This is a genomic window from Streptomyces sp. ISL-1 (assembly GCF_018614585.1).
GTDB classification, from domain to species: domain Bacteria; phylum Actinomycetota; class Actinomycetes; order Streptomycetales; family Streptomycetaceae; genus Streptomyces; species Streptomyces maoxianensis.
Map to the genome: position 1 here is coordinate 1 of NZ_JAGGOI010000031.1, position 17,969 is coordinate 17,969.

General features: G+C 68.7%; 19 protein-coding genes and 1 pseudogene. 13 read left to right on the forward strand and 7 right to left on the reverse strand.

Annotated features, from left to right (window positions below):
* On the reverse strand, positions 1-323 hold a 323-nt coding region (locus tag J7E87_RS21440), incomplete at its 3' end, for an acyl carrier protein (RefSeq protein ID WP_374195207.1).
* Between the two features lie 798 nt (positions 324-1,121).
* Between J7E87_RS21440 and J7E87_RS21445 the strand changes: the two genes are divergently transcribed.
* Complete coding sequence (locus J7E87_RS21445) at positions 1,122-1,415, forward strand: hypothetical protein (protein WP_215096108.1); 294 nt, start codon at positions 1,122-1,124, stop codon at positions 1,413-1,415.
* A 41-nt stretch (positions 1,416-1,456) separates the two neighbouring features.
* On the opposite strand, the gene J7E87_RS21450 is transcribed toward J7E87_RS21445, so the two are convergent.
* Together J7E87_RS21450 and J7E87_RS21455 are read right to left on the reverse strand one after the other, a co-directional pair.
* Positions 1,457-1,696: a hypothetical protein gene (locus tag J7E87_RS21450; RefSeq protein ID WP_215096109.1), complete on the reverse strand. Its 240-nt coding sequence runs from the start codon at positions 1,694-1,696 to the stop codon at positions 1,457-1,459.
* Between the two features lie 239 nt (positions 1,697-1,935).
* A pseudogene (locus J7E87_RS21455) lies at positions 1,936-2,244 on the reverse strand (transposase); the annotation flags it as partial.
* A gap of 167 nt (positions 2,245-2,411) precedes the next feature.
* Here J7E87_RS21455 and J7E87_RS21460 point away from each other — a divergent pair.
* Entirely contained in the window at positions 2,412-3,872 is a 1,461-nt protein-coding gene (locus tag J7E87_RS21460) for an IS4 family transposase (protein ID WP_215096110.1), read from the forward strand.
* A 140-nt stretch (positions 3,873-4,012) separates the two neighbouring features.
* Here J7E87_RS21460 and J7E87_RS35230 read toward each other — a convergent pair whose 3' ends face one another.
* A complete protein-coding gene (locus J7E87_RS35230) occupies positions 4,013-4,549 on the reverse strand; it encodes an alpha/beta fold hydrolase (protein WP_251017798.1) in 537 nt (178 codons plus the stop codon).
* A complete protein-coding gene (locus tag J7E87_RS35235; RefSeq protein ID WP_251017799.1) occupies positions 4,549-5,145 on the reverse strand; it encodes an epoxide hydrolase family protein in 597 nt (198 codons plus the stop codon). Before J7E87_RS35235 ends, J7E87_RS35230 begins: the two co-directional genes overlap by 1 nt.
* A gap of 474 nt (positions 5,146-5,619) precedes the next feature.
* Here J7E87_RS35235 and J7E87_RS21470 point away from each other — a divergent pair, with 474 nt between their 5' ends.
* From J7E87_RS21470 to J7E87_RS21485, 4 genes are read left to right on the forward strand one after another with little or no spacing between them, the layout of a single operon-like run.
* Positions 5,620-6,516, forward strand: a complete 897-nt coding sequence (locus J7E87_RS21470) for an MHYT domain-containing protein (RefSeq protein WP_215096111.1) — start codon at positions 5,620-5,622, stop codon at positions 6,514-6,516.
* Positions 6,517-6,567: 51 nt separating this feature from the next.
* Positions 6,568-9,141 (forward strand): nitrate- and nitrite sensing domain-containing protein, encoded by a 2,574-nt coding sequence (locus J7E87_RS21475; RefSeq protein WP_215096112.1) that lies wholly within the window; start codon positions 6,568-6,570, stop codon positions 9,139-9,141.
* Positions 9,138-9,560, forward strand: a complete 423-nt coding sequence (locus tag J7E87_RS21480; protein WP_215096113.1) for a roadblock/LC7 domain-containing protein — start codon at positions 9,138-9,140, stop codon at positions 9,558-9,560. The genes J7E87_RS21475 and J7E87_RS21480 overlap by 4 nt, the downstream gene beginning before the upstream one ends.
* A gap of 14 nt (positions 9,561-9,574) precedes the next feature.
* Complete coding sequence (locus J7E87_RS21485; protein ID WP_215096114.1) at positions 9,575-9,985, forward strand: DUF742 domain-containing protein; 411 nt, start codon at positions 9,575-9,577, stop codon at positions 9,983-9,985.
* Here J7E87_RS21485 and J7E87_RS21490 read toward each other — a convergent pair.
* Positions 9,982-10,545, reverse strand: coding sequence for a GNAT family N-acetyltransferase (locus J7E87_RS21490; RefSeq protein ID WP_215096115.1), 564 nt, complete (start codon positions 10,543-10,545; stop codon positions 9,982-9,984). The two genes, J7E87_RS21485 and J7E87_RS21490, sit on opposite strands and share 4 nt — an antisense overlap.
* 306 nt (positions 10,546-10,851) lie before the next feature.
* Here J7E87_RS21490 and J7E87_RS21495 point away from each other — a divergent pair, with 306 nt between their 5' ends.
* The 7 genes from J7E87_RS21495 to J7E87_RS21525 all read left to right on the forward strand — a co-directional run bounded on the left by J7E87_RS21495 (position 10,852) and on the right by J7E87_RS21525 (position 17,376).
* Positions 10,852-11,457: an ATP/GTP-binding protein gene (locus J7E87_RS21495; RefSeq protein WP_215096116.1), complete on the forward strand. Its 606-nt coding sequence runs from the start codon at positions 10,852-10,854 to the stop codon at positions 11,455-11,457.
* 85 nt (positions 11,458-11,542) lie between these two features.
* Positions 11,543-11,947, forward strand: a complete 405-nt coding sequence (locus J7E87_RS21500; protein ID WP_215096117.1) for a roadblock/LC7 domain-containing protein — start codon at positions 11,543-11,545, stop codon at positions 11,945-11,947.
* A 119-nt stretch (positions 11,948-12,066) separates the two neighbouring features.
* A complete protein-coding gene (locus J7E87_RS21505; protein ID WP_215096118.1) occupies positions 12,067-13,062 on the forward strand; it encodes a DUF6397 family protein in 996 nt (331 codons plus the stop codon).
* A 254-nt stretch (positions 13,063-13,316) separates the two neighbouring features.
* Positions 13,317-13,826, forward strand: coding sequence for a response regulator (locus tag J7E87_RS21510; protein WP_308312997.1), 510 nt, complete (start codon positions 13,317-13,319; stop codon positions 13,824-13,826).
* Between the two features lie 371 nt (positions 13,827-14,197).
* Positions 14,198-15,226 (forward strand): L-threonine 3-dehydrogenase, encoded by a 1,029-nt coding sequence (tdh, locus tag J7E87_RS21515; RefSeq protein WP_215096120.1) that lies wholly within the window; start codon positions 14,198-14,200, stop codon positions 15,224-15,226.
* Positions 15,227-15,251: 25 nt separating this feature from the next.
* The gene (locus J7E87_RS21520) at positions 15,252-16,439 is read left to right on the forward strand and encodes a glycine C-acetyltransferase (RefSeq protein ID WP_215096121.1); all 1,188 of its coding nucleotides are present in this window, start codon (positions 15,252-15,254) and stop codon (positions 16,437-16,439) included.
* A 22-nt stretch (positions 16,440-16,461) separates the two neighbouring features.
* Entirely contained in the window at positions 16,462-17,376 is a 915-nt protein-coding gene (locus J7E87_RS21525) for a LysR family transcriptional regulator (protein WP_215096122.1), read from the forward strand.
* A gap of 64 nt (positions 17,377-17,440) precedes the next feature.
* Here the strand turns inward: J7E87_RS21525 and J7E87_RS21530 are convergent, their stop codons facing one another.
* Positions 17,441-17,953, reverse strand: a complete 513-nt coding sequence (locus tag J7E87_RS21530; RefSeq protein WP_215096123.1) for an SRPBCC family protein — start codon at positions 17,951-17,953, stop codon at positions 17,441-17,443.
* Positions 17,954-17,969: the final 16 nt, after the last annotated feature.

Consider the following 17,969-nt stretch of genomic DNA (forward strand, 5'->3'; position numbering starts at 1 on the left):
TCCGCGAAGCGTTGCTCACATTTGGCGGGAGTGGCCAGATTGTCAGCCGGATCAGCGGTCAAGACGTCATTGGCGAGGGCGGCTGCAAGCCTTCGAGTCGTCGGGTGCTTGTAGATGTCCGGCATCGACACCGACGGCAGATCGGCCTGCTTGCGCACCCGGGCGCAGAAACGGGCCATCAGCATCGAGTCGGCACCGAGGTCATCGAAGAAGTGGCTGTCAACCGACACCGGCTCGGTGCCCACGATATCGGCCAGCACCTCCGCGAAGCGTTGCTCACATTCGGCGGGAGTGGCCAGATTGTCAGCCGGATCAGCGGTCAAGACGTCGTGAGAGTTCCCCATCAGCTGCGTCCCTTGCAAAATCAGAGTGGTCGATGCAGGCGCGCTGAACTACATGAACGAGGTCCACGCACTTGCATAGACTGCTATGGGAGCTGGGACCGGAACACAGCTAAGTGATCGCCCACCTTGACCGTGGCGGTTTTGGCTGGCCTTAGTCAACGGTCTGATCCGGCCGACTAGATCGACAATATTGCTCACGCGATCGACAATATTGCTCACGCGCAACGCTTCCCTCGACCGCAGCGGCAAGGGGCTGGCCGATGGATCTTCCGTCCCCATCAGCAACCGCCGCTGCAGTTCATCCAGGTGCGGAAAGATCACACCGAACTTCGCGGCCAGTCCTCGATCCGCTGCCCCGTCCCCGTAGCGCAATTCAGGTCTCCTGAACAGTGGCCGCCAGAACAGAAAACCACGGTCTTTTCTCAGGGTACGACTGTGTGCGGTACGTGCAAGGGGGCGAGCTGACGCCCGCCGAGCAGGAGAGGCGGGAGCGGGTGCGGCTGGAGGCGGCCAAGCGGTTCGAGGCCGCGGAACTTGTAATCGGGTGATCGAGGTGTCGCCTTGTCAGGCTGACATGTAGCCAGCGTGTAACCTCGGGATTTTCCACCCCGGCCTATGAGCCCAATTCCGGAAAGTTAGGGCCTGCGGATCATTAACTCGCTGTCTTGATCTTTGGTGGGAAAAGGGCGATGCCGGTCGCGCTCGCGTGGTCGTAGAGGTGTTCCAGCGTGGTGAGTTGGCAGTCGGCGGGTTCGATGGTGTGCTCCAATTCAGGAGTTGGCGGATGTCGCGGATGCGCCTGTTGATTGTTTCGGGGCAGACATCGAAGAGGGCAGCGACGGCGACCTGGGGCAGGGCGTGTCGCTGGTGGAGGACTGTGGCCAGCAGCCTGTCGGCGAGAGTGAGGATAGGGCGGCGCCCGGTGCCGCCGTCACCTTTGACGCGTGGGCGGTGGCCGCGTCGTTTGTCCAGTTTCTTTTCGCGTTGATCCTCGTGGAGTGTGGTCAGCGTGGTGATGATGGTCCGCCGGTGGACACCCCCACGGCCACCGACTGCGTGAGCGGCGCGTGAGCGGACGGTGCAGCAGGAGCCGTCCTGAGCCGGATTGCCGGTCATGCCGCGCGGCCCTGATCAGGCAAAGCGGCACCGCACGGCACAGCCAAGCACCACCCGCCAGAGATTCGAGCCCACTCCACCAGCAGTGCCTCGCGCTGCCGGTCCTCCACCAGCTCGACCGGGCAGACCTCCGCGGCCAGCCACTTGACCAGCGACTCCTCGCCCCCGAGCGTCGACGGCCGGAATTTCAGCGCCTCGCGGATCTGCTTGCGGTGGTACTCGGCGGCCCGGAGCACGGCTACCTCGCCTACGTCGCCACCATCCTCGGAGGGGCCGACAGTCGAGGCAAGCCACCTGCTGAAACAGGCAGCAGATCTCGTCGAGAAGGACTCGACGACACAGGCATGGACCGAGTTCCGCCGCGGCCTGGTCGCCGAGAATCTCCTGGCCCAGCCCGCCCCAGCACGTCGGCACTATGACCATGCACACACACTTGCCGCCGCCCACGGCGACAAGCTTTTGCGCTCCTACACCTACGGTCGCGGGGCACGGCTATTTCCACCGGGCCGACCTCGGTCAGCACGGTCTTGGAACGGGTGCCGTTGCGGGAGTTGCCACCGTTCTTCCCGGCCGGATCGTGCCGGTCATAGCCGAGGTGATCGGTGACCTCGCCCTCCAGAGCGGACTCCAGCAGCCGTTTCGTTAGCTGCTGCAAGAGTCCTCCCTCACCGGTCAGCTGCAGTCCCTCGGCCTGGGCCCGGCCCACCAACTCGTCGATCAGCTGGTCGCCCACGGCCTTCACCGCCTGCGGCTCAGCCACCTCGACGGTCTCAGGTTCAGGCATGTTGTTACTGGTTATCGGCGCATCTTCCATGATCAGGAGTTACACCAATGCCCCGCAGTTAAGGTCCTGGCCTGCCTGTCAAGCGGTTCGGGGAAGCCGGGACATGAGGGCGGGACTCCGCGTAGGACAGAGAGTCGACCAAGATCCTCTGTTCTGACGGAGTCCCGTTGTTCATCGAGTTTGGCATGCCCGTACCGGGACGGGGGTCGGTTCGCGCGTTCGCGGCCGGCCATCTCGGAGAGCTGACGCAGATCATCCGCCCTGCCCTGGTGGATGAGGCGCTCGAACTGACGCGGCGGGTCCAGCGGCGGACCCGCAAGTTACCTGCCCGGGTCACGGTGTACTTCGTACTCGCGCTGTCGTTGTTTGGCACGGATGGCTATCTGGGGGTGTGGGCCGCGTTGACCGCCGGCCTGGGCGGCGAGGACGTGGCGCCGTCGGAGGCCGCGTTGCGTCAAGCCCGCAGGAGGGTTGGGTCAGCTCCGCTGGCCATCCTGTTCGACCGGCTGAAAGGGCCTGCGGCCAAGGCGGATTGTTCCGGAGCGTGGTGGCGGGGGCTGCGGACGGTGGCCTGGGACGGCACCGGGCTGCAGATCGCGGACACCCCGGAGACCGCCAGATTCTTCGGCCGGAAGATCAGCTGTCATGGGCCGGGCAGCTATCCGGCACTGAAGCTGTCGGCTTTGGTGGAGTGCGGCACGAGGGCGCTGATCGATGTCGTCTTCGGCCCGCATGACACGCCGGAGCCCGAGCAGAACGCCGTGCTGTGTCGGTCGCTCCGGCCGGGCATGCTGGTGCTCGCCGATCGCGCCTCCGACGGGTATCCGCTGATGTGCAAGGCGGTGGCCACCGGGGCTGATCTGCTGTGGCGGATCCAGAACAACCGGAGCCTGGCCGTGATCCACACGCTCCCGGACGGTTCCTACCTGTCCATGGTCGCTGATGTCCGCGGCCGGGACCGGCTGCGGTACTGGGCCCGTCATCCCCGCCCGGTTCCACCCCAGGTCGAGGGGGTCGCAGTCCGGGTGATCGATGCCACCGTCACCGCGACCGGCACCGACGGCAGCACCAGGACCGGCACCCTGCGCCTGGTCACCACGCTGCTGGACCCCGACGCCTACCCAGCGGAGGAACTCATCACCCTCTACCACGAACGCTGGGAAGCCGAGACGGCCTTCTACGGCCTGAAGGTCACCTTGCGAGGCAGCGGCAGAATCCTGCGTTCCCGCACTGTGGACGGCATCAGGCAAGAGCTCTTCGGCATGCTTGTTGTCTATCAGGCGGCCCGGCGCATCGCTGCCGATGCCGCAGCGGAGACCGGCATAGATCCCGACCGCATCTCTTTGACCGTCACGCTGCGGACCGCACGCCTCACCGTAATCAACGCCACCGGCACAGTGTTCGAACACGACGCCTGTCCAACTCCCAGGATCCGCTCGGCAGTTCTTCATCCGCGGGCGCTGGGTCCGGCACGACGGCGAACTCGGATCTGGCCCCGCCGCATCAAACGGCCGATCTCTCCCTTCGCCTACAACAAATCCAAGTGGGACAAACCCATGCGCAAGGTGACCATCACCTCCGAGATCACTCCACCCACGACTCTCTTGACAGGCAGGCCAGGACCTTAACTGCGGGGCATTGGGAGTTACACCGTTCGTTTTACAGCCACCCTGCGGCCCCTGCGGGATCCGGACGCCAACGACGACCAGTAGGTCGGTCGGCTCCGGCGCGTTGGTAGAGGGTCAAGAGTTCCCGCAGGTCTCGGTGTTCATCGGTGTGTGCGAAAGAACTCGGTGAGGTCGTGTGCGAGGAGTTCGGGTTCTTCGTGGGCGGCGAAGTGTCCGCCACGGGGCATGCGGGTGTACCTGGTGATGTTGTACGTGCGCTCGGCCCAACTGCGGGGCGGCCGGGAGAGGTCGGCCGGGAACAGGGCGAGGGCTGTGGGCACGTTTACCCGCTCAACCCTCCTCGTCAGCCGCTGGGCGTATTCGTAGTAGGGCCGGAAGGAGGTCGAGATGGTGTGAGTGAACCAGTAGAGCGACGCCTGCGTCAGGAGGAAGTCGTCGCTGAACCGGGACGACAGGTCACCACCGCAATCGCTCCACGCACGGTACTTCTCGACGATCCAGGCAAGCAGCCCGGTCGGCGAGTCGGCCAGACCATAGCTCAGCGTGAGAGGGCGGGTGCTCTGTTCGTGCAGGTACCCGCCCTCTTCCGCGGACCACCCCGCGACGGAATCGAGGTACTCCTGCTCCTCTGCGGTGACACCGGCCGCGTCGTAGGCGACCGGGCTGGCGATCGCCATCAGATGGATGCCCACCACGGCCTCGGGGTGGGCTTCGCCGAGCCGGGAGGTGATGCCGGCACCAGGTCGCCCCCGTGCGCGGCGTAGCGCTCGAAGCCGAGTTCGTCGTGCATGAGCCGGTGCCAGATCTCCTGTGTCTGCGGCTGCTCTGTGAGCGAGGGCCGCTGAGGTGAGAAGGCGAATCCGGGCAGCGAGGGGACGATGACAGTGAACGCGTCGGCGGCGTCACCCCCGTACCGCGAAGGCGTGGCCAGCCGGCGGGCGAGGGTGGTCAGTTCGAGGAAAGAGCTGGGCCACCCGTTGGTCAGGACGATCGGCAGGGCGCCGGGGTGTTCGCCGTCGAAGCGGAGGTAGTGGACGGGGGTTCCGTCGACGTCCGCGAGGTGGGACGGCAGGGCGTTGATGGTGGCTTCGTGGGCACGCCAGTCGTAGCCGGAGCCCCAGTAGGCGACGAGGCGTCGCAGTTCGCCGGAGTCGGTGCCGGCCTCCCAGCCGGTGGCCGGCCAGGGGGTCGGCCAGCGTGTGTTGCGCAGTCGTGAGCGCAGCTCGTTCAGCTCGGCCTCGGGGACGGCGATCACGGGCGCGTAGCGGGTCATGGGGGTCTCCAAGGTTTCGTTCCCACAGGACAGCGCTGCGTGCCTGGGTGTCGGAGCCGCTCTCCGTGCGCTTGTCGGGGTACCGGCGGGTGGTACCTGCTATCACAGCGGACACCATGAGGATCGCGATGACGAGCACGGCGTGTCCGACGGTGGTCTCCTCACGACTGCCTACTGACGTAACTTCGGGATTGCTGAATCACTCTCGTCTTGTCCGAGTGAATTCGACGAAGGAAGAACCCCCTGGACACAGGGTCAAGTGCTCAGCGGAGGATCGGGGAACTCGCGGGATGTCGCACACACGGCCCGCGACCCGACCGGTTCGGCGGGCTCGGTAGTGCGGCTCACCCCGACCGTACGGTGCACACGTTCGAGCGCGGCACGATCGTTCTGATACATCTCTCTGTCATATTCCATAACCTTTCGAAATGCGCCCCTTGCGTGCGCCCCTTGCGGGTCTAGCGTCCCTGACCCATGGGACACCTGGACCACGCCGCCTTCGGCTTGCTGACTCCCGTGCTGTCGTACGCGATGGCCGTCATCGGCGCCGCCCTCGGGCTGCGCTGCACCGTACGCGCGCTCGACGCGAGCGGTCGCTCCCGCCGTAACTGGCTGATCACCGCCGCATCGGCGATCGGCACCGGCATCTGGACGATGCACTTCGTCGCGATGCTCGGCTTCGCCGTGCGCGGCACCGACATCCGCTACAACGTGCCGCTGACCATGCTCAGCCTGCTCGGCGCCATGCTGGTCGTCGGCGCCGGGGTGTTCTGCGTCGGCTTCGGCCGCGACCGTGCCAGGTCGCTGCTGATCGGCGGGCTCACCACCGGGCTCGGCGTGGCCAGCATGCACTACCTGGGCATGGCCGCCCTGCGGCTGCACGGCACGGTGCGCTACGACCCGCTGCTCATCGTGCTCTCCGTCGTCATCGCCGTGGTCGCCGCGACCGCGGCCCTGTGGGCGGCGCTCAACATCAAGTCGCCGGTGGCGGTCGGGGTCGCCTCGCTTGTCATGGGCGCGGCGGTCAGCAGCATGCACTACACCGGAATGCTCGCGGTCAGCGTGCGGGTCGAGCCGTCCGGAGCCGAACTGCCCGGGGCCACGGCGATGCAATTCATCTTCCCCCTCGCCGTCGGCCTCGGGTCATACCTCTTCGTCACCTCCGCGTTCGTCGCGCTCACCCCGACGGCACGCGAACGCGCCGCCTACACCTCGGCCGATCGGCCGGCCGAAGCCGCTCCCGCCGAGTCTGCGGCGAGTACCCAACCCGTCGGCACGACGAGCACCCAGAGCAAGACGAGCACCGCAAGCACCCCAAGCACCCCGAGCACCCCGAGCACCCCAAGCACGCCGACCGCTGCCACCGCCTAGCCGCCGCCCCGGCTGCCGCACCCCCAGCCCCGTAACCGGAACGAGGAGGCCATGCGCACACCCCGCAGGACCCCGGGCACCGACCCGGCGGCTCCGCCCCCACCGCCGCCCGTCTCCGCGTCGGCAGCCCGCGGACGACGCGCGCACGCCGGGCCGCCCGCAGTCGAGCACACCGGACAGCAGCCACCTGACGTACCCCCGACAGCCCCTGTCGTACGCGGACGATGGCTGCCGCGCCCCAGGACCGTACGAGCGAAGATCATCTCCCTGCTGATGGTGCCGGTCGTCTCGCTGCTGGCGCTGTGGGGGTTCGCCACAGTCAGCACCGCCCAAGAGGTCGCGCGGCTGGGTCAGTTGCGGCGCGTCGACGCCCAGATCCGCGAACCCGTCGCCGCCGCCGTCGCCGCCCTGCAGGCCGAACGGCGCGCGGCAGTACGCCAGGTGGCGGCGCCCTCGGACGAACGCGCCGCCGCAGTGCGGCAGGAGGCACGGCGCACCGACGACGCCGTGCGCAAGCTGCGCCTCGACGACCGGACGACGGTCGCCGCGGGCGGAGGCATCCCGGCCGGCGTGGCGGGACGGCTCGACCAGTTCGTCGCCGGCGCGGAAGGACTGCGCGCCCTTCGCACCGCAGTCGTCAGCGGCAAAGCCGGCTGGAACGCCACGTACGAGCAGTACACCGCCACCGTCACCGCCGCGTTCGGAGTTTCAGGCGCACTCGCCGGCATCCAGGACGCCGGACCGGGCTCCGATGCGCGTGTGCTGCTGGAGTTCGCCCGGGCCGGCGAGATGCTCGCCCAGGAGGACGCGCTGCTCACCTCGGCGCAGCTCAGCAACTCCATGGCCGCGGAGCGCCTGCGGCTGTTCACCGGAGCCGTCTCGACCCGCAGGAGTCTCACCGATTCGACCGTCACCGACCTGCGCGGCCCCGAACTCACCGCCTGGCGTGAACTGGCCGGGCAGAGCGCCTACCGGCAGTTGCAGACGGCAGAGGACAAGGTGCTCACCGCCCGGGCAGGCCGCAAGGCGGCACAGATCCTCCCGGCCACGGTGTGGGACAAGGCCCGTGCCACCGTCGCGGACGGCATGCGCGCCATCGAGTCGGACGCCCGCGCCGGCGCCGCGGACCGGGGCGACCCCGTGACAGGCGGCATTCTCACCCCGGCAGGTGCGGCCGTGGTACTCGGACTCGCCGCTGTCGCCGCCTCGTTGATCATCTCCGTACGAACCGGCCGTGTCCTCGTCGTCGAACTGATCAGCCTGCGCAACGACGCACTCAAGATCGCCCGGCACAGGCTGCCGCAGGCCATGCGCCGACTGCGTACCGGTGAAGAGATCGACATCCACGCCGAAGCCCCGCCTGGTCCACCCCCAGGGGACGAGATCGGCCAGGTCGGCGAGGCGCTCGGCATCGTCCACCGGGCCGCGCTGAGCGCCGCGATCGAACGCGCCGAGCTGGCCGGCAGCATCTCCGGCGTCTTCGTCAACCTCGCCCGCCGCAGCCAGATCCTGGTCCACCGCCAGCTCACCCTGCTCGACACCATGGAGCGCCGGGCCGACGACCCGAACGAACTCGGCGACCTGTTCCGGCTCGACCACCTCACCACCCGGATGCGGCGACACGCCGAGAGCCTGATCATCCTCTCCGGCGCCGCACCTGGTCGCGCCTGGCGTATGCCCGTCCCGCTGACCAGCGTCGTACGGGCCGCCGTCTCGGAAATCGAGGACTACACGCGCGTGGAGGTACGGCAACTCCCCGACGCGGCGGTCGTCGGCGCCGCTGTCGCCGACGTCACCCACATGCTGGCCGAACTGGTCGAGAACGCCGCCCAGTTCTCCCCGCCCCACACAAAGGTGCGGGTCAGCGGCGAACCTGTCGGCAACGGCTACGTCCTGGAGATCGAGGACCGCGGCCTCGGCATGGGCAAGGACACCCTCGCCGAAGCCAACCGCCGCCTGGAGGAGTCCGAAGCCCTCGATCTGTTCGACAGCGACCGGCTCGGCCTGTTCGTCGTCAGCCGCCTCGCTCACCGCCGCGACATCAAGGTCAGTCTGCGCACCTCGCCGTACGGCGGCACAACCGCGGTGGTGCTGCTGCCCACTTCACTCCTGCAGAGCGCCCTGGCCGCTCCGGCGGGTGCCCGCGGCGCTCCGGACCCCGGCCACGAGGCGCCGTCCGGGCAGCCGGGACCGGGGCGGCGCAGGACCGGCCCACCCGCTCCGGCTCCGGCTCAGCGCCCGGTGCTCGCAGCGCAGGCCGAGACTCCCACACCGCCCGGAGTCACCGCCCTGCGTCTGCGCGCCGCTCCGCCGCAGACCGAGAACGGTGAACTCCCGCGCCGGGTCAGGCAGGCGCACCTCGTCCCGCAGTTGCGCGAAGAGTCCCCGGCCAAGGAGCAGGAGGACAAGGCAAAAGCCGCGGAGGAATCCCCGGAACGCACCCCCGAGCAGGTACGGGACCGAATGACGGCGTACCGCAACGGCTGGACCAGGGGCGGCGGTACTCCTCCAGGCACGGCCGCGCCGGGCATGGCAGCACCTCGCATGCCCCTGCCTCGCACGCCCGCGCCTCGCAGCGCAGCCCCCGGCACCGCCGCTCCCGGCAGCGAAGGAGACAGACCATGATCGAGCATGAGTCAGCCACAGCCCACCACACCCTCGGGGACCTCGACTGGCTGCTGGACGACCTTGTCCTGCGTGTCGGCGAAGTCCGCCACGCGGTCGTGCTGTCCAACGACGGCCTGCCGGTGGGCGCTTCGACCGCGCTGACCCGCGAGGACGCCGAACACCTGGCAGCCGTCGCGTCCGGATTCCACAGCCTCGCGAAGGGAGCGGGACGCCACTTCCACGCCGGGGGCGTACGCCAGACGATGGTGGAGATGGACGACGGTTTCCTCTTTGTGGCCGCCGCGGGCGACGGGTCCTGCCTCGCCCTGCTCACCTCCGTCGTCGCGGACATCGGCCTGATCGCCTATGAGATGGCGCGTCTCGTCAAACGTGTCGGCGAGCATTTGCGCACTCCGCCGCGCATCATCGCCACGTGACCAACATGACCGACATGACCGATGCATCAGACATGACCGACATCGTCGGCAGTCATTGGTACGACGCCGAAGCCGGCCCGCTCGTGCGCCCGTACGCGATGACCGGCGGGCGCACCAAGCCGGGACCCAGCAACGTACGGTTCGACCTCATCGCACTCGTCGACATCGCCGCCGACGCACCCGGCACCGCCGAGGAGTCCCTCCTCGGCCCCGAACACCGCGCACTGCTCACGCTGTGCCGCTGCGAGACCCAGTCCGTCGCGGAGCTCGCCGCCGACGCCGATCTACCGGTCGGTGTCGTACGAGTCCTTCTCGGTGATCTTCTCGAAGCGGGCTACGTCCGGGTCAGCCGTCCCGTGCCGCCCGCTCAGCTGCCCGACGAGAAGATCCTCAGGGAGGTGATCGACGGCCTGAGGGCTCTCTAGTCAACCGCACGCGCCCAGTCGGCCCTGGTGAGGGCGTACTCGACATCGCCCGACTCGGAGCCCTCGATGGTCTCCGGCCACTCCTCGAAGAAGGTCCGGACATAGCTCAGGCCCGCTTTCTCCATCACACGCCGCGAACGCGCGTTGACCGTCATCGTGTTCGCTGTCACCCGCTGCACGCGGAACTCCGTGAACCCCTTGCGGATCAAGGCGATCGAGCCTTCCGTCGCGTAACCGTGTCCCCAGGCTGCCCTGCCCAGCCGGTAGCCGAGTTCGACCACGGCGGCACTGTGATCGTCCAGCGGCCGGAATTCGAACCAGCCCAGAAATTCGCCGGTGGTCCGCTCCTCGGCCGCCCAGCAGCCGCGGTCGTCGATGCACGGATAGTGGCGGAGGAACCGCGGCAGTGATTCGGCCTCGACCGCCTCGCGGGTGGTCGGGCGGCCTCCGTTGATGAAACGCATGACCTCGGGATCGCTGTCGAGGGCGAACAGATGGTCCACGTCGGCCTCGCTGAAAGGGCGAAGCGTGAGACGGCCGGTCGCAAGGAAGAAGGGCATGATCCGATCCTCGGTAGATCCGGCGGAAAGCGCCGGCGAATATCCATTCAGCCTCACCGATCGCGCCCCTCCGATGCGTGGATGCCGCTGAAAGGACCGCGGAAGGACCGCGGAAGGACTGCGGAAAGGGCTCCAGAAATTGGCATCGAGTGAGTCCGGAACAGTCACAACTATCTAAAAGTGATCCCTTCCCTCGGGGAAGGGCAGCCATTGCCATGCTGTCTGCGTACGGGCAGTACCGCCGGTGCTGCGAGTGCCGACATTTGCCAACCCTGAGAAAAATTGCTGATCCGAGAGAAGTGACCGATGGCCTCCGAGAGTTCTCACAGCACCGGTGGGGAGTCCACCGCCCTCGCGCTGAAAATACTGGTCGCCGGCGGCTTCGGCGTCGGCAAAACCACCCTGGTCGGCGCGGTAAGCGAAATTCGGCCCCTGCGCACCGAGGAACACCTCAGCCAGGTGGGCCGCACGGTCGACGACACCGGGGGAGTTGACCAGAAAACCACGACGACCGTCGCCATGGACTTCGGACGCATCACCATCCGCTCCGGCCTGTCCCTCTATCTCTTCGGCACCCCGGGACAGGACCGCTTCTGGTTCCTGTGGGACGAACTCTCGCAGGGCGCCCTGGGAGCCGTCGTCCTCGCCGACACACGCCGCCTGGTGGACTGCTTTCCCGCTGTTGACTACTTCGAGCACCGCCGGATCCCGTTCGTCGTCGCCGTCAACTGCTTTGCCGGGGCCCGCACTTATGGCGCGCACGAAGTCTCGCGTGCCCTCGATCTCGATCGCGGGACACCTGTGGTGCTGTGCGACGCGCGTGACCGCGACTCCGGGAAAGAGGTGCTCGTACGACTGATCGAATATGCCAGCCGGATGCACACGGCGCGACTGCTCGATTCGGTCGGCTAGCTGCACCTTGCCGTGTCGTCGCTCGTACGAAAGGCTTACGGGCGACGCGCGGGCACGGGGAACGTATGACCGGGAAGGACCAAGCATGGCGTTGGACAAGGGACTTGACTGGCTTCTGGACGATCTGACAAAGAGGATCGAGCACATACGTCACGCATTGGTGCTGTCCAACGACGGTCTGGTGACCGGGGCGAGCACGGGACTGGCGCGCGAGGACGCGGAACATCTCGCCGCGGTCTCGTCCGGTCTTCACTCCCTCGCGCGGGGGTCCGGGCGTCATTTCCGCGCGGGCAAGGCGCGTCAGACCATGGTCGAGTTCGACGAAGCGCTGCTCTTCGTCACGGCGGCCGGCGAGGGAAGCTGCCTTTGTGTACTCAGCGCGGCCGAGGCGGATGTCGGTCAGGTCGCGTACGAGATGACGCTGATGGTGAACCGGGTCGGCGAGCATCTGGGCGTCGAGGCCAGACAGCCGGGCGGAACTGCCCACTGAGCTGCGGGAATTCGGCGGGGGATGGCCGGCCCGTGGAGTTTTCCACAGGTCGGGCGGGAGATGCCTCAATCGGGCTACGGTCGTCACCGAGAGTATTCACACCTCACGGGGGGACCGTCATGACGGTGAACGAAGCATCGACGCGCAGTCCATCGACGCGCAGTCTGGCATCGCACGGATCGAGCGCACCGGACGCACCCCAGTCACCGGGCAGTCCGGCGGCGGACGGGTCGGCGGTGGGCAGTCTGGCGCTGGGCCGGGCCGCTCAGGAACTGGACCTGAAGCGGGGCGAGCTGGACCTCGCGGTCCAGCTGGGGCACATCCGCACCACTCCTGGCGCGAGCGGCGGCCCGCCGCGGATCGACCGGCAGGAGGTCGACCGGCTGTGCAGGGCGGAAGGATTCCCCGACGCCCTGCGGGAACGGGTGAGGACCGTGGGCACCGTCGAGGGCGCGCGACGCATCGCGATCAGCCCGGCGCGGTTCACCCGACTCGCCCGCACGGGCCACTTCATCCCGATCCGGTTCTACCTGAACCGCTACCGGGCGGTCGTCTGGCTCTATCTGGCCGAAGAACTCAGCGAGTTCGCCCTCGCCCATCCCACGCTGCTCAGCGGCAGGACCCCGCCCGCGCTGCGGACGATGCTGGACACGGGCCAGGACCGGCGAGCACGGAACTGGCGGGGCCGGCGGCTCGGACTGCTGCTTCGCAGGACCGAGGACGCCTGGGAACGGGCCGCCGCGATCGCCTCGGTGCTCGACCCGGTCACCGTGGCGGAGGTGGTGCCCGATCCTTATGAACGCTCGCATCTGCGGGTGCTCCGGCCCGAACTCGTCCCCGGCCGCCCTGAATCGCAGGCCGGGAGAGAGGTGGTGGAGCGGCTGCTACTGGCGGACCACCCGGACGAGATCCTCTGGCACCGAGTGAGCCTGGCCCAGGCGCTGCGGGAGGCGCGCGACCTGCGCCCGGCGCCACGGCCCGCCGCGAAGACCGACGCCGAGTGCGGGGGTGAGGCAGTTCCCAGGCGCCCCCGGCTGATGCCGGTGCGGCGAAGTCCCCCCGGACGCGGCCTGCTCAGGCGACTGCGGATCAGAAGGGCGGGGCCTGTGGGCTGACGGGCGATCGCTGGGCCGCCCGCCGTCCCTGTGGGCACTATGGAACGGCCGTTTCGGAAACCGGACAAAGCGGCGCGTTCGCACCTGGTGCTTCACGCCGTCCGAAGCTGCATACTGCCGCTACACCCGAAGCCCCGCGGGAGGCGAAGGACACGGACGGGGCCTCTCGCCGCAGCGCGCGGCGTACGCTGATGTGGCCGACCGTCGAGGGAGCCACAAATGGGGACGTGGGCTGTGCCTTGAAAATCCTTGTGGTGGACGATCGCGAGGACAACCTCTTCGCGATAGAGAGCCTGTTACGCCCCGTGGGGCGTCCGGTGGTACGTGCACACAGCGGGGACGAAGCGCTGAAGACCGTATTGCGCGGCGGCATAGGGGTGGTGATCCTCGACGTCGTGATGCCTCGGATGGATGGCCTGGAAGTGCTCGCCTATCTCAAACGCCTTGACCACACACGCAATTTGCCCGTCGTGCTGATGACCGGCCTCGGCAGGGACGACGACCTGGCCGCCCGGGCGTACGACCTCGGCGTCTCCGACTTCCTGGTCAAACCCGTCGACCCATGGGTGGTGCGTACGAAAGTCAGGGCGCTGGCCGATCTGTACGCCGAGAACCAGAGTCTGCGCGCCCAGATCGGCGCGCTGACCGACCGGCGGGCGGCCGACGCCTTGGCCGCCGACCTCCCCAACCTGATGGACGCGCGGGCATCGCGCCCGAGCGGCGCCATCACGGGCCGGGCCCGCAGCGTCCGCGGCATCGACTGACCGGCCCCGCGCCGGCCGCCGGAGCCGACCCAGCTGCGGTGTGACCGAGAACCGCAGCTGATCGAGTGGTCCGCGGCGGAGTTCGGTGAAGCCTTGCCCTGTGCGGCCCCCGTTCCCGTGCAACGTGTTGTCGTGTCGTTCCCTCTCTCAGGATCCTGGACGCCGGAGGACCGGCGTGAAGCTGCGCTGTTGGCCCGCTTAAGAAATCCTCGATGGACTCTGAAGGCACCGATGGGCAGATTGGTGCGGGTCCGGTCGTCACTGTCGAAGCTGCCGCAACCCTGGCAACCGCTGCCGCAGCCGTCACACCTGTACCGGCAGCCGTCACACCTGTCCTCGGTCACCCCCACCACCATGCTGGAGCCGCCCCGATGAAGGCACTTGTCAAGCAGCACGCCGAGCCAGGCCTCTGGCTCATGGACGTGCCGGAGCCGGAGACCGGCCCCGCTGACGTGCTGATCAAGGTGCTGCGCACCGGGATCTGCGGTACCGATCTGCACATCAGGTCGTGGGACGGCTGGGCCCAGCAGGCAGTCAGTACGCCCCGCGTCCTCGGCCACGAGTTCGTCGGCGAGGTCGCCGCCGTCGGCGCCGACGTCCAGGACATCGCGGTGGGCGATGTGGTGAGCGGCGAGGGCCATCTCGTCTGTGGCAAGTGCCGCAACTGTCTCGCCGGCCGCCGCCATCTGTGCCGCAGCACCATCGGCCTCGGTGTCGGCCGCGACGGCGCGTTCGCCGAGTACGTCTCGCTGCCCGCGTCCAATGTCTGGGTGCACCGTACGAAGGTCGATCTGGACATCGCCGCGATCTTCGACCCGTTCGGGAACGCCGTGCACACCGCGCTCTCGTTCCCGCTGGTCGGCGAGGACGTCCTGATCACGGGCGCGGGCCCGATCGGCATCATGGCCGCGGCCGTCGCCCGGCACGCCGGTGCGCGCAACGTCGTCATCACCGATGTCAGCGAGCCCCGTCTGGAGCTGGCCCGCAAGGTCGGCGCCACCCTCGCGCTGAACGTCGCCCAGAGCGACATCGCGGAGGCGCAGCGGCAGCTCGGGCTCAAGGAGGGTTTCGACATCGGTCTTGAGATGTCAGGACGCCCCGAGGCCATGCGCGACATGGTCGCCAATATGACGCACGGCGGCCGCATCGCCATGCTGGGCCTGCCCGCCGACGAGTTCGCCGTCGACTGGTCGAAGATCGTCACCTCGATGATCACCATCAAGGGCATCTACGGCCGCGAGATGTTCGAGACCTGGTACGCGATGACGGTCCTGCTCGAAGGCGGCCTCGACCTCACCCCGGTGATCACCGGCAGCTACGGCTACCCGGACTTCGGCGCCGCTTTCGACGAGGCCGCCACCGCCCGCAGCGGCAAGATCATCCTCGACTGGACCGTCTGAAAGCTTTTCGTTAAGGAGCCCCACCATGTACGCGTCCGTCCGCGACGACCTCCGTACCACCCTCGACGAGATCCGCGCCGCCGGTCTCTACAAGCCGGAGCGGGTCATCGGCACCCCGCAGAGCGCCTCCGTGTCCGTCGGCTCGGGTGACGTGCTCAACTTCTGCGCCAACAACTACCTCGGTCTCGCCGACCACCCCGAGGTCGTCGCCGCCGCCAAGGAAGCGTTGGACCGCTGGGGCTACGGAATGGCCTCCGTCCGCTTCATCTGCGGCACCCAGGACGTGCACAAGGAGCTCGAGGCACGCCTCTCGGCGTTCCTCGGCCAGGAGGACACGATCCTCTACTCCTCCTGCTTCGACGCCAACGGCGGCGTGTTCGAGACCCTCCTCGGTCCCGAGGACGCGGTCATCTCCGACGCCCTGAACCACGCCAGCATCATCGACGGCATCCGCCTGTCCAAGGCCCGCCGCCATCGCTACGCCAACCGCGACCTCGCCGACCTCGAGCAGCAGCTCAAGGAGGCCGTCGAGGGCGGCGCCCGCCGCCGCCTCATCGTCACCGACGGCGTGTTCTCCATGGACGGCTATGTCGCCCCCCTCGCCGAGATCTGTGACCTCGCCGACCGCTACGACGCGATGGTCATGGTCGACGACTCGCACGCGGTCGGCTTCGTCGGCCCCGGCGGCCGAGGCACCCCCGAGCTGCACGGCGTGATGGACCGCGTCGACATCATCACCGGCACCCTCGGCAAGGCGCTGGGCGGCGCGTCCGGCGGCTATGTCGCGGCCCGCGCCGAGATCGTCGCCCTGCTGCGCCAGCGCTCCCGCCCGTACCTCTTCTCCAACTCCCTCGCCCCGGTGATCGCCGCCGCCTCCCTCAAGGTCCTCGATCTGCTGGAGTCGGCCGGTGACCTGCGCGAGCGGCTGAACGCGAACACCGCCCTCTTCCGTACGAAGATGACCGAGGCGGGCTTCAAGATCCTGCCCGGTGACCACGCCATCGCCCCCGTCATGATCGGCGACGCCGCCGAGGCCGGCCGGATGGCCGAACTCCTGCTGGAGCGCGGCGTGTACGTCATCGGCTTCTCGTACCCCGTCGTTCCCATGGAGCAGGCCCGGATCCGGGTCCAGCTCTCGGCCGCGCACTCGACCGAGGACGTGGAGCGGGCCGTCGCCGCCTTCATCGACGCCCGCCAGGCGCTGACGGGCTGACGCAGGCTGGCAAGATGGCCGGGTGATCGACCCCCGGCGGCTGCGCATCCTGCGGGCCGTGGCGGACCACCGAACGGTGACCGCCGCGGCTTCCGCGCTCTACCTCACTCCCTCGGCCGTCTCCCAGCAGCTCAACGCGCTCGAGCAGGAGACAGGCCACGCCCTGCTGATCCGCAGCGGCAAGGGGGTCCGGCTGACGGCCGCGGGGGAGATCCTGCTGGCCCACACCCATGCCGTGCTCGCCCAGCTGGAGCGGGCCGATGCGGAGCTGGCGGCCTACGCGGGGGGCGCGGCCGGCGAGGTCACGGTCGCCGCGTTCGCCACCGGCATCGCCGAGGTCGTGGCTCCGGCCATAGGGCGCCTCGCCGCTGAGCACCCGGACATCCGGGTACGCGTACGGGACGCCGAGGGCGACGAGAGCCTGCCCCTGGTGCTCGACGGCGAGGCGGATCTGGCCGTCGCGGTCGAGTACCGGGGGGCGCCCCGCGAGGACGACGTGCGCCTGGCCCGAGTGCCGCTGTACGCGGAGCCCTTCGACGCCGTGCTGCACGCCGGCCACCCCCTCGGCGGGGCGGAGCGCGTCGCGCTGGCCGAGCTCGCGGACAGCGACTGGATCGGTCCGTACCCAGGCAACCCCTGCCACGACATGGTGCTGCTCGCCTGCGAACTCGCCGGATTCCAGCCCCGCCTCGTGCACTGGTCGGACGACTTCCGCGCCGTCGTGGCACTCGCCGGAGCGGGCGCCGGCGTGGCGCTGGTGCCACGCTCGGCGCTGCGCGGGATGGAGTTGAAGGACACGGTCGTACGGCCGGTGGCGGGCCCGGCCGCGACCCGCCGGGTTTTCGCCGCCGTACGCCGTGGCGCGGAGGCGCACCCGCTGTTCCGGCCGGTCCTCGACGCACTCGCCGGTTCCGCGGCCGGACTCTCCACCGACTGAGCGCAGCTGTCGGGTCAGTCCTTGGCCCCGATCAGTCCGCGGCCCCGGTCAGCTTTGGCCCCGGTCAGTCTTTGGCCTGCGCCGCCTCCATCGTCCGCTTCAGGTTGTCCAGGGTGATGCGGATATTGCGGCGCTGGAAGTCGGCGAACGTGTGCCCCCTGGTCGCTATCCGGTCAAAGGCGTGGGCCAGCGCATCGGGCCAGGCACGCCGGTCGTCGGTCCAGGTCTCGGTCACCCGGGTGCCGCCGTCGACGGCCTCGAAGCGGTACTCCCAGGAGGCGATGCGAGCGGACAGCACGGGCCGTCGCCGCCCTATGGCACGCACTCGGAAGGCGAACCGCTCTCCGGGATCCGCCGCGGTCACTGTGCACCGCGTGGTCCAGCGCATCGGCCCGCGCTTGTTGTATCCGTCGAAGACCATGCCCACGTACGCCTTCTCGGCGCCGTCGAGTACCGTCGCGCCCCGGTTCTCCGGGCTCCAGCGGCCCATCAGCGAGGGGTTGCTGACCTGCGCGTAGATCGTCGGGGGTGTGGCGTCGATGACGATGCTGTCCGAGACCGAGAAGGTGCGTGCCATGGGTACGACTCCGATC

Bases quoted from the DNA above. Each gene is read 5' to 3' on its own strand.
- J7E87_RS21480 (WP_215096113.1), top strand. From the start codon at position 9,138: ATGATCGAGCATGAGTCAGCCACAGCCCACCACACCCTCGGGGACCTC.
- J7E87_RS21470 (WP_215096111.1), top strand. From the start codon at position 5,620: ATGGGACACCTGGACCACGCCGCCTTCGGCTTGCTGACTCCCGTGCTG.
- J7E87_RS21505 (WP_215096118.1), top strand. From the start codon at position 12,067: ATGACGGTGAACGAAGCATCGACGCGCAGTCCATCGACGCGCAGTCTG.
- tdh (WP_215096120.1), top strand. From the start codon at position 14,198: ATGAAGGCACTTGTCAAGCAGCACGCCGAGCCAGGCCTCTGGCTCATG.
- J7E87_RS21475 (WP_215096112.1), top strand. From the start codon at position 6,568: ATGCGCACACCCCGCAGGACCCCGGGCACCGACCCGGCGGCTCCGCCC.
- J7E87_RS21485 (WP_215096114.1), top strand. From the start codon at position 9,575: ATGACCGATGCATCAGACATGACCGACATCGTCGGCAGTCATTGGTAC.
- J7E87_RS21500 (WP_215096117.1), top strand. From the start codon at position 11,543: ATGGCGTTGGACAAGGGACTTGACTGGCTTCTGGACGATCTGACAAAG.
- J7E87_RS21520 (WP_215096121.1), top strand. From the start codon at position 15,252: ATGTACGCGTCCGTCCGCGACGACCTCCGTACCACCCTCGACGAGATC.
- J7E87_RS21490 (WP_215096115.1), bottom strand. From the start codon at position 10,545: ATGCCCTTCTTCCTTGCGACCGGCCGTCTCACGCTTCGCCCTTTCAGC.
- J7E87_RS35235 (WP_251017799.1), bottom strand. From the start codon at position 5,145: ATGACCCGCTACGCGCCCGTGATCGCCGTCCCCGAGGCCGAGCTGAAC.
- J7E87_RS21530 (WP_215096123.1), bottom strand. From the start codon at position 17,953: ATGGCACGCACCTTCTCGGTCTCGGACAGCATCGTCATCGACGCCACA.
- J7E87_RS21495 (WP_215096116.1), top strand. From the start codon at position 10,852: ATGGCCTCCGAGAGTTCTCACAGCACCGGTGGGGAGTCCACCGCCCTC.
- J7E87_RS35230 (WP_251017798.1), bottom strand. From the start codon at position 4,549: ATGGCGATCGCCAGCCCGGTCGCCTACGACGCGGCCGGTGTCACCGCA.